A 10,273-nucleotide genomic window follows, 5' to 3' on the forward strand; every position below is an offset into this window, starting at 1 on the left:
ATTCCATCCGCGGCTTTTCCATCAGCAGCACCGGGTGATGACTGAGATCGCCGAGATAGGCAAAAGATTTGCCTTCCGATGAGATCATGAAGATGTGGTGACCCACGGTGTGGCCCGGTGCGGCCAGCGCCTGGATGCCCGGCAAAAATTCCTGGCCGTCCTTGTAGAAGACGAGGCGGTCGCGGACCGGCATCAGGTTCTTGCGGGCGTGCACCACAAAATCCTTCCATTGGCCGCCCATCTTGCCCTCGTCGGTCCAGTAATCGAAATCGCTCTGGGCGATATAGAACTGGGCGTTCGGAAACAGCACCTTGTCATGCTCGTCGACCACGCCGCCGATGTGATCGATATGGGCATGCGAGAACACCACCGCGTCGATGTCCTCCGGCTTGATGCCGGCTTCGGCCATGCTCTTCTGCTGCCGCCCGGTGGTTGGTCCAAATCCTTTCGCCGTCCCGAGGCCGGTGTCGAACAGCACGAGCTTGTCGCCCGTGTTCACGATCGGCGAGTTCTGCTCGAGCACGACGTTGTCGGGGGCGAGGAAATTGTCCGACAGCATCTTGCGCAATTCGTCATCCGGCACCCCGGTGAAGGTGCCCTTGGGGTCGCCGAGCGCCAATGGTCCGTCGGAAACCGCCGTTACCTCGGCGCTGCCGAGGTTGAACCGATAGAAATAGGACGGCTCGGTGCCGAGCTTGGGAGCACGGGCGAGCGCACTGCTGCCGAACATGGTCGACGCGCCGAGACCGGCGCTGAGGGCAAGCAGGGATCGTCGCGAGACGGGATAGGTCATGCGTTTTCTCCACTATGAAAGGCCTGCTTCACCGCCTCCGGCGGATCGAAGCGCTGGATTGAGCGGACAACGTGACGTTGCACCAGCTTTCGGACCTTTGGAAGACGCGCGCGTCCCTTAGTTCTGGCGCTCGTATCACTTTGCGGGGAGCTCGCTTTCGAACGTCGGACACGCCACACCAGGTGCGCAGCAGAGATGTGTCGGCTGTATGACAACAGACAAAGAACTATTTGGCGCCCCGCTGCGCCTCGATCACGTCCCAGATTCTTGCGGCGATGTCCGGCCCGCCGAGCCGGGCGACGGCGCGAATTCCGGTCGGCGAGGTCACGTTGATCTCGGTGAGAAAGCCGTCGATCACGTCGATGCCGACGAACAGCAGGCCCGCGGCCCGCAGGGCGGGACCGAGCGTCTTGCAGATCTCCTGCTCACGCGGCGACAGCTCGGTCGCCTGCGCGGCGCCGCCGCGCACCATGTTGGAGCGCAAATCGTCGGGTGCCGGGACGCGGTTGACCGCGCCGGCAAATTCGCCGTCGACCAGGATGATGCGCTTGTCGCCATGCTTCACCTCGGGGAGGAAGCGCTGGATCACCCAGGGCTCCTTGAAGGTCACGGAAAACATGTCGAACAGCGAGCCGAAATTCATGTCCTGCGGCATGACGCGGAACACCGCGGCGCCGCCATGGCCGTGCAGCGGCTTCATGACCACCGCGCCATGCTCATCGCGAAAGGCGTTGATCTCGTCGAGGTCGCGCGAGATCAGGGTCGGCGGCATCAGTTTCGGGAAATTCATCACGAACAGCTTTTCCGGAGCGTTGCGGACCGCAGCCGGACTGTTGACGACGAGAGTTTTGGGGTGGATCCGCTCCAAAAAATGGGTCGAGGTGATGTAGGCGAGGTCGAACGGCGGGTCCTGGCGCAGCAGCACCACGTCGAAGGAAGAGAGGTCGGTGCGCTTCGGCTCGCCGAGCGTAAAATGGTCGCCAGCCTCGTCGCGCACGGCGAGCGACTGCAGCGGAGCCACCAGCTCCTCGCCGCGCAATGAAAGCTTGTCGGGCGTGTAATAGGACAGGCCGTGGCCGCGCTTCTGCGCCTCCAAGAGCAGCGCAAAGGTCGAATCGCCGCGGATGTTGATGCGCGCGATGGGATCCATCTGGACGGCGACGTTCAATGACATGGGAAGATCCGACTTGCTGGAGGGAACGGCTTTCAGGAACTGGCGTCGAAGGCCGCCATCAGATGGCGTGGCAGGGACCGCGGCGCAATCAGGATGGCGTCAAACCTGAGTTCGAATTCCGCATGTTCGGGATGGGCGGCGAGCCAGGCCTGGGCGGCATTGATGATGCGCAGCTGCTGGCGCGGCGTCACCGCAAAGGCGGCCTCGTCGAGCGTGGCGCGGGCCTTGACCTCGACAAAGGCGAGCAGGCCTCGGCGTCGCGCGACCAGGTCGATCTCGCCATGCGGCGTGCGAAAGCGCCGGGCGAGGATGCGGTAGCCCTTGGCCATCAGATACGCCGCGGCCCGGCTTTCGGCGGAAAGGCCGGTCCGGAACGCCGCAATCCGCTCGGGGGCGGCCTGCTTGTCCGGCGACGAGGCGCCCTCATCCTTTGCCATCGTCGCTTTCCGCAGACGTCAGCGCCGATCTGTCCCTGGCCAGCTCAAGCGCCCGCGCATAGACCTCGCGGCGTGGCCGGCCCGACAGTTCGACGGCGTGCGCGACCGCGTCCTTGACGCTGGAGCGCGTGAGCTGGTCGCGGAGCAGCGCATCCAGGGCATCCCCGGTCATCGCACCGGCATTCGCCGCCGGCGGCCCGATCACCACCACGAACTCGCCGCGCGTTTCGAGCTGACCGGCGTTCTCCGCCAGCTCGACTAGCGGGCCGCGCAAAATCTCCTCGTGGAGCTTGGTGAGCTCGCGGCAGATCGCCGCACCCCTGCCCCCCATGATGTCAGCGAGATCGGCCAAGCTCTGGCCGACCCGGTTGCCCGATTCGAACAGTACGAGGGTCGCGTCGATGGCAGCGAGTTCCTTCAGGCGCACCCGGCGCGCGGCTCGCTTCGGCGGCAAAAAGCCCTCGAAGAAGAAACGGTCCGTGGGAAGTGCTGCCACCGACAGCGCCGTCAGCACCGAGGATGGCCCCGGCAGCGCGGAAACGGAAAAGCTTGCCGCGCAGGCCTCGCGCACCAGCTTGAAGCCGGGATCGGAAATCAGCGGAGTTCCCGCGTCCGATACCAGCGCGACGGAACCGCCCTCGCCCAGAATTTTCAGGATTCGCGGCCGCGCGGTCTCGGCATTGTGCTCGTGGTAAGCCGTCAATAGTGTCGAAATCTGATAACGCTCGGTCAGCCGGCGGGTGATGCGGGTGTCCTCACAGGCGATGAGATCGACGGCTGCGAGCGTCTGCAGCGCGCGCAGCGTGACGTCGCCGAGATGCCCGATCGGGGTCGCGACCAGGAACAACCCGCCCGGTGCCTTCGGTGCGGCAAGGATGCAACCATCGACTGAAAAGCTGCGCAGAGCGCCAGTCGAGAGCTGAGTCGTATTTATCGGGGCAGGTTTTGCGCGCATAATGATATCTTAGGGGCTAGAGAGCTCGGGCGCCACAAGCAGCGCCATCCGTGGGGCAGCCGTTCATGCGGCGTACAACGGAGACGGGCCAGGATAGAACATGACCGGGGCGGTCAGGTGAAACTGCGGTCGGCGATGCCATGACCCTTTTGATTTAGTTTGAGTCATCGCCAATACACCAACCGTCCCGAAGCTGGGGGCTCACGAGTTCCGGCCGATTCCGGCCGGTCGAAGTGAAGAGATGCAATGCCGGGTGCGCGCAATCCGAACTCACCATTGTCGGGCCAACAACCTGCCGTGACCCGGCGAGCGGCGCTCGGACTTGCACTCGGCGCGCCGCTGCTGTCGGCCTGTTCGAGCGTCCAGCAGACGTTCAGCCAGCTGCCCAATCCCTTCAGCTCGCAGGCCCAGGCGCCGGCCGGCCCGCAGGAACAGCCGGCGGTCGCCGGCACCGGTCAGGTCAAGGTCGGGCTGATCCTGCCATTGTCGGCCGCGGGCAATGCCGGCGTCGCCGCGCAGTCGATGAAAAACGCCGCGGAGATGGCGCTGGCCGAGTTCCAGAACCCGAACATCCAGCTCCTGATCAAGGATGATGCTGGAAATCCCCCGGGCGCCCAGCAGGGTGCGCAGCAGGCGCTCGACGAGGGCGCCGAGATCATCTTAGGTCCGCTTTTCGCCGCCGCGGTGCCGGCCACCGCCCAGGTGGCGCGGACCCGCAGCGTGTCGGTGATCGCCTTCTCCACCGATTCCAGCGTCGCCGGCCGCGGCGTCTATCTGCTGAGCTTTCTGCCGGAGTCCGACGTCAACCGGATCGTCGAGTATTCGGCGAGCATCGGCAAAAAATCGTTCGCCGCGCTGCTGCCGGATAATGCCTATGGCAATGTTGTGGAAGCCGCCTTCAAGCCGGCCGTGGCCCGGCGCGGGGGGCGTATCGTGGCATTCGAAAAATACGGCGCCGATCGCGCGACGCCGGCGCGAACGGTCGCCCAGTCGCTTGGCCAGGCGGATGCGCTTCTGATCGCCGATGACGGCGATTCAGTCGTAGCGACCGCCGACGCACTGACCGCGGCCGGCGCCAACCTGCGCAACATCCAGCTGCTTGGAACCGGGCTCTGGGACAATCCCAGGGTGGCCGCGAGCCCTGTGCTGCAGGGCGGTCTCTACGCAGCGCCGGACCCCGCCGGCTTCCGGGGGTTCTCTGCCCGCTATCGCACCAAATTTGGCGGCGAGCCGGTGCGTACGGCAACGCTCGCCTATGACGCGGTCGCCCTGGTCGCGGCGCTGGCAAGGAACCCCGGCCAGAAATTCTCGCAGGACGTGCTGGCCAGCGCCTCCGGCTTTGCTGGCATCGACGGCCTGTTCCGTTTCCGCCCGGACGGCACCAACGAGCGCGGGCTCGCCGTGATGCGCGTCGCCTCAGGCGGCAGCCAGGCCGTGGCGGGTTCGCCCAAGAATTTTGGTGCGACGTGAGAAGGGTTACGCCGCCAGATCAGCAACGACGGCATCCAGCACCGGAAACCCGGACTGCGTGACCCGGAGCCGGCCGTCAGCTTCGACCGCGATCGCGCCTTCGTCGCGCAACAGCTCGATCCGGCGGGGGTCGAGCCCGCGACCGGCGAGCGCGGCATAGCTGGCGGGATCGATCCCCTCGGCCAGCCGCAGCCCCATCAACAAAAACTCGTCGGCGCGCTCTTCACTGCTCAAAACATCGTCGGTGATCAGGCCGTGGCCTGATGCCTCGACCCGCATCAGCCAGCTTTCGGGGCGCCGTTCTGTCGCGGTGGCGTGTCTGATGCCACCGAGGTCGAGGCGGCCATGCGCACCCGGCCCGATGCCGGCATATTGCTCGCCGCGCCAATAGACGAGATTGTGCCGGCACTCGGCACCCGGTCGGGCGTGGTTGGAAATCTCATAGGCCGGCAGGCCGTGGCGGCCGCAGACCTCCTGGGTGACGTCATAGAGCGTGCGCGCCGTCGCCTCGTCCGGTGTCGGCAATTTGCCGGCGGCGTGGAGGCTGAAGAACGGCGTCTCCTCCTCGATCGTCAGCTGGTACAGCGACAGATGCTCGGCCGCTTCGGTGATCGCGAGCTGCAATTCAGCGGCCCAGCTCGCAGGCGTCTGGCCGGGCCGCGCATAGATTAAATCGAAGGAATAGCGGTCGAAGACGCGGCGCGCGATCGCCACAGCATCGAGCGCTTCCCTGGCGCTGTGCAGCCGCCCCAGCATTTTCAGCGCGGCATCGTCGAGCGCCTGCACCCCGAGCGAGACCCGGTTCACGCCGGCGGCGCGATAGCCGGCAAACCGTGTCGCCTCGACGCTGGTCGGGTTGGCTTCGAGCGTGACCTCGACGTCGCCAGAACAGCGCCAGTGCGCGCCGATCGCGTCCAGGATCGCACCGACGGTTTCCGGGTGCATCAGCGACGGCGTGCCGCCCCCGAGAAAGATCGATGTGACGTCGCGTGGCCCGGTGCGTGCGGCAGTGACCTCGATCTCCCGGGCGAAAGCGCGGGCGAACCGCTTCTCGTCGACCGCGGCGTGGCGGACATGGCTGTTGAAGTCGCAATAGGGACATTTCGACAAGCAGAACGGCCAATGCACATAAACGCCGAATGCACTCGGCGATGTCGGCGTCGGACCACTAGTCAAGGCAGATCTCCGCGAGCTTGATGAAGGCGCGGGCGCGGTGCGAGAGGCCGAGACCAAGCGGCGGCAGGCCATGCTTCTCGATGCTGGTCATCTCGCCAAAGGTGCGGTCAAAGCCGTCCGGCAGGAACATCGGGTCGTAGCCGAAACCATTACTGCCCCGTGGCGGCCAGACCAGCGTTCCGTCGGTTCGGGCTTCGACCTCCTCGACGTGCCCGTCGGGCCAGGCGACGCAGAGCGCGGACACGAAATGCGCCTTGCGCTGCTCGGGCGTGGTCGCCCCACGCTCCTGAAGCAGCCGCTCGATCCGCGCCATGGCGACCGAAAAATCCTTGGTCGGTCCGGCCCATCGCGCCGAAAAAATACCCGGCGCGCCGCCAAGCGCGTCGACCACGATACCGGAATCATCTGCGAAGGACGGCAGCCGTGCCGCGTTCGCCGCCGCGACCGCCTTGAGGCGGGCATTGGCATGAAAGGTCTCGCCGGTCTCCTCGGGCTCCGGCAGGCCAAGCTCGCCAGCCGAGACCGCTTCTATGCCATGTGGAGCTAGGAGTTCGCGCATCTCGGCGAGCTTGCCGCCATTGTGGGTCGCGATCACGAGCCGGCCCGCGATTCGCCGATGCTGGCTGCTGCCGTTACTGGATGCCTCGTCGCTCACGCCACCGCCATCTTCTGCAAGTCGACCAGCCGCGCCACGCCCTTGCGCGCGAGCGCCATCAGCGCCAAAAACTCGGCCTCCGTGAACGGCGTCTTCTCCGCCGTGCCCTGGACCTCGACGATACGGCCGTCGCCGGTCATGACGAAATTGGCGTCGGTCTCGGCTTCCGAATCCTCGGCATAGTCGAGATCGAGCACCGGCGTTCCGTTATAGATGCCGCAGGAGACCGCTGCGACATTGCTCCGAAGCACCTCCGCTTTGACCATCTTGCGCGCCTTCATCCAGCCGATGCAATCGGCCAGCGCCACCCATGCGCCGGTGATCGAGGCGGTTCGGGTCCCGCCGTCGGCCTGCAGCACGTCGCAGTCGACCGTGATCTGGCGCTCGCCGAGCGCTTCCAGGTTGATGATCGCCCGGAGCGAGCGGCCGATCAGGCGCTGGATTTCCACGGTTCGGCCGCCCTGCTTGCCGGCAGAGGCTTCGCGGCGGGTGCGCTCCAGGGTGGCTCGCGGCAGCATGCCGTATTCGGCCGTGATCCAGCCCCGGCCCTGCCCCTTCAGCCAGGGCGGCAGGCGATCTTCGAGCGTCGCCGTCACCAGCACATGGGTGTCGCCGAATTTCACCAGGCAGGATCCTTCGGCATATTTGACCACGCCGCGTTCCAGCGACACGGCGCGCAGTTCATCCGGTGCCCGGCGGCTCGGCCGCATGAAAATCCCTCCAGGATAAGGCAACAATTCTCGCTCGCGCCGCTTTTATGGGCGGGAGCCTGGGGCGGCAAGGGCTTTCGGGGCCCGCTAGCCGCTTGCCACGGGCCAAGCCGATGGACAAATTATGGGCAGTTGGAGGAGTAATCTGTGGCCCAGCACGAACCGATCGGACTGATCGCGCCCAGCGCCGGCCTCGCCCAGCTGAGCGAGCGTTCGCGCGAGATTTTTCGTCAAATCGTGGAGAGCTACCTGGCGACCGGCGAACCGGTCGGCTCGCGCAACATCTCGCGCCTGATCGCGGTGCCGCTCTCGCCGGCCTCGGTGCGCAACGTGATGGCCGACCTCGAACAGCTCGGCCTGATCTATGCGCCGCACACCTCGGCCGGGCGGCTGCCGACCGAGCTCGGCTTGCGCTTTTTCGTCGATGCGCTGATGCAGATGGGCGACCTCACCGAGGCCGAGCGGCAGTCGATCCAGACCCAGCTTGCCGCCGTCGGGCGGGCCCAGTCGGTCGAGGCCGCGCTTGGCGAAGCGCTGACCCGCCTCTCCGGCCTGACGCGCGCGGCTGCTGTGGTGCTGACGCCGAAGCACAACGCCCGTCTCAAGCATATCGAGTTCGTTCGCCTCGAGCCGGAAAAGGCGCTGGTCGTGATGGTCGGCGAGGATGGCCAGGTCGAAAACCGCGTCCTGACGCTGCCGCTGGGCGTGCCATCGTCGGTCCTGACCGAGGCCGGCAATTTTCTCAATGCACGGATCCGGGGACGGACGCTCGCGGAGGCGCGGCTCGAGCTCGAAACCGCGCTCGCACAGGCGCGCGCCGAGCTCGACCAGCTGACCCAGAAGGTGATCGCGGCGGGCATTGCCAGCTGGTCGGGCGGCGAAAACGGCGACCGCCAGCTGATCGTGCGCGGCCACGCCAACCTGCTCGAGGATCTGCACGCGCTGGAAGACCTGGAGCGCATCCGCCTCTTGTTCGAGGATCTCGAGACCAAACGCGGCGTCGTCGACCTGCTCGGTCGCGCCGAACAGGCCGACGGCGTGCGGATCTTCATCGGCTCCGAAAACAAGCTGTTCTCGCTCTCGGGCTCCTCCACCATTGTCGCGCCCTATCGCGATGGCGCAGGACACATCGTCGGCGTCCTCGGCGTGATCGGCCCGACCCGCCTCAATTATGCCAGGGTGATCCCGACGGTGGATTATGCCGCGCGGATCGTCAGCCGGATGCTGGGCGGCTGAGGGGGCGGGAACTCAGGCTTGATTTTCACGGGCCAAGGCACGATATCCGGGCGCAACATCCAGCTATTCCAGCCGATTTTGTCAAAGAAGGACGTCCATGACCGATTCCGACCGGCCCACCAACGATCCGGCGAACCCGGCCCAGGCCAGCGAACCCGTGGTCTCCAAGCCCTACATCATGCCCGATGACCCCGAGGTGGGGTCCGTGGAAGCGCTGGCCAAGGAAGCCGCGGAATCGCGCGACAAGATGCTGCGGACGCTCGCCGAGATGGAGAACCTGCGCGCGCGCACCAAGCGCGAGGTCGCCGACGCGCGGACCTATGGCATCACCGGCTTTGCCCGCGACATTCTCGATATCGCAGACAATCTGCAGCGCGCGCTCGACGCCGTGCCGGCCGAATTGCGCGACACCGCCGATCCCGGCCTGAAATCCCTGATCGACGGCGTCGAGCTCACCGAACGCTCGCTGCTCAACACGCTGGAAAAGAACGGCGTCAGGAAATTCGATCCGACCGGCGAAAAATTCGATCCGAATTTCCAGCAGGCGATGTACGAGGTCCCCGATCCCAGCGTGCCCTCGGGCACCGTGGTTCAGGTCGTGCAGGCCGGCTTCATGATCGGCGAGCGCGTGCTGCGGCCCGCACTTGTCGGCGTCTCCAAGGGCGGTTTGAAAGCGGCGCCGGTCGCTGCCAACGGCAACGAGCCGAACGACGCCGCCTGACGGCGCCTCTCCGTTCCGATCCGAACATCGGAGCGGAGATCCTGCCTCTGTCTCTGAATTTGATCCACCGGAATCAGCCGCGCGGCTGGATTCCGTCCCGCACGGCGCGGAACCTTGGGAACGCACTCGACCATTGGGTGCGTGGGGCGCTTCCAATGACGCGCAATGTGTTCGGCCCACCGAAGCGCAGCCACTGCACCAAGGTGACGGGGGTATTATCCTTGCCGCTGGTCGCGTCGATACGCGTTTCATAGGCCGGCTGTCCGTCGATGCGGATCGGTTCGGACATCGTGATGTGCGCCTCGCGCATTCCCGGTATCGTCGTGGCCGCCTGCTGGGCGAAGCGACCGCGATCGTCGGGTTCCTGCGGGGTTGCCGCGATCATTCCGATCAGCATGAACGGCGCCGGTTCGATCCCGCTGGCCTCATCGCCGTCGGCGAGCAGCAGCGCGCTGCCGGGCGCAAGCGTCCGGACGTTTTTGAAGTCGCTGAGCTCTGTCAGCTTGAACGGCATCAATGCCAGCTGCTCCTCGACCGGTACCTGCTTGCGGATCGCGGCCGTTGCGAACATCTGTCGCACGGCTTCATCGTTGTAAATCTTGGTTGCAGTCTCGGGAACCTGGACGGCGACATAGCCGGCAAAGGCGCCGCCCGAGAGGATCATCGAGTAGCGGCGCACGGTGGCCGCCCCATCCTTGGCTGTTTCGGTGGTGTAGTAGGCGGGCCCTGCCGCGGTCTCGATCGCTTCCGGCTTGGTCCCGTTCGGCGTTGTCGTCGCCGGATTTGCCTTGATGGCGTTCACGACTTCCGCATAGGCCTGCACCGGGAGTTCGGTCAGCAGGACCTTGACGCTGCGGTCCATGGTCTCGAAGCCGGGGAAGGTCTTGGCCAGCGCGAGCCCGGCCGGCGGGGTCAGCCCGACCCGCAGCCCCGGCGGGAAGATCGC

Annotated in this window: 11 protein-coding genes; 3 read left to right on the forward strand and 8 right to left on the reverse strand. The window is 65.9% G+C overall.

The annotated features are described in order from the left end of the window. The 4 genes from JOZ76_RS00155 to rsmI all read right to left on the reverse strand — a co-directional run. On the reverse strand, positions 1-793 hold a 793-nt coding region (locus JOZ76_RS00155; protein WP_291696614.1), incomplete at its 3' end, for an MBL fold metallo-hydrolase. A 226-nt stretch (positions 794-1,019) separates the two neighbouring features. Next, on the reverse strand, positions 1,020-1,967 hold the full coding sequence (gshB, locus tag JOZ76_RS00160; protein ID WP_291696615.1) for a glutathione synthase: 948 nt from the start codon (positions 1,965-1,967) through the stop codon (positions 1,020-1,022). 32 nt (positions 1,968-1,999) lie between these two features. Further along, entirely contained in the window at positions 2,000-2,404 is a 405-nt protein-coding gene (locus JOZ76_RS00165) for a YraN family protein (protein ID WP_291696616.1), read from the reverse strand. Further along, a complete protein-coding gene (gene rsmI, locus JOZ76_RS00170; protein WP_291696617.1) occupies positions 2,391-3,359 on the reverse strand; it encodes a 16S rRNA (cytidine(1402)-2'-O)-methyltransferase in 969 nt (322 codons plus the stop codon). Before rsmI ends, JOZ76_RS00165 begins: the two co-directional genes overlap by 14 nt. A 246-nt stretch (positions 3,360-3,605) precedes the next feature. On the opposite strand from rsmI, the gene JOZ76_RS00175 reads away from it, so the two are divergent. Continuing rightward, positions 3,606-4,829, forward strand: a complete 1,224-nt coding sequence (locus JOZ76_RS00175) for a penicillin-binding protein activator (RefSeq protein WP_291696618.1) — start codon at positions 3,606-3,608, stop codon at positions 4,827-4,829. 6 nt (positions 4,830-4,835) lie between these two features. Here JOZ76_RS00175 and hemW read toward each other — a convergent pair whose 3' ends face one another. From hemW to rph, 3 genes are read right to left on the reverse strand one after another with little or no spacing between them, the layout of a single operon-like run. After that, positions 4,836-6,005 (reverse strand): radical SAM family heme chaperone HemW, encoded by a 1,170-nt coding sequence (gene hemW / locus JOZ76_RS00180; protein WP_291696619.1) that lies wholly within the window; start codon positions 6,003-6,005, stop codon positions 4,836-4,838. Next, on the reverse strand, positions 5,998-6,660 hold the full coding sequence (gene rdgB, locus JOZ76_RS00185; RefSeq protein WP_291696620.1) for an RdgB/HAM1 family non-canonical purine NTP pyrophosphatase: 663 nt from the start codon (positions 6,658-6,660) through the stop codon (positions 5,998-6,000). The genes hemW and rdgB overlap by 8 nt, the downstream gene beginning before the upstream one ends. Further along, positions 6,657-7,370, reverse strand: a complete 714-nt coding sequence (rph, locus tag JOZ76_RS00190) for a ribonuclease PH (protein ID WP_291696621.1) — start codon at positions 7,368-7,370, stop codon at positions 6,657-6,659. The genes rdgB and rph overlap by 4 nt, the downstream gene beginning before the upstream one ends. A 147-nt stretch (positions 7,371-7,517) precedes the next feature. Here rph and hrcA point away from each other — a divergent pair, with 147 nt between their 5' ends. Together hrcA and grpE are read left to right on the forward strand one after the other, a co-directional pair. After that, a complete protein-coding gene (gene hrcA / locus JOZ76_RS00195; RefSeq protein WP_291696622.1) occupies positions 7,518-8,606 on the forward strand; it encodes a heat-inducible transcriptional repressor HrcA in 1,089 nt (362 codons plus the stop codon). 97 nt (positions 8,607-8,703) lie between these two features. After that, positions 8,704-9,327 (forward strand): nucleotide exchange factor GrpE, encoded by a 624-nt coding sequence (gene grpE / locus JOZ76_RS00200; RefSeq protein WP_291696623.1) that lies wholly within the window; start codon positions 8,704-8,706, stop codon positions 9,325-9,327. A 73-nt stretch (positions 9,328-9,400) separates the two neighbouring features. Here grpE and JOZ76_RS00205 read toward each other — a convergent pair. Further along, positions 9,401-10,273: hypothetical protein (locus tag JOZ76_RS00205; protein WP_291696624.1), on the reverse strand; the 873-nt coding region annotated here is incomplete at its 5' end.

The organism is Bradyrhizobium sp. (assembly GCF_019244115.1).
Classification (GTDB): Bacteria; Pseudomonadota; Alphaproteobacteria; order Rhizobiales; family Xanthobacteraceae; genus Bradyrhizobium.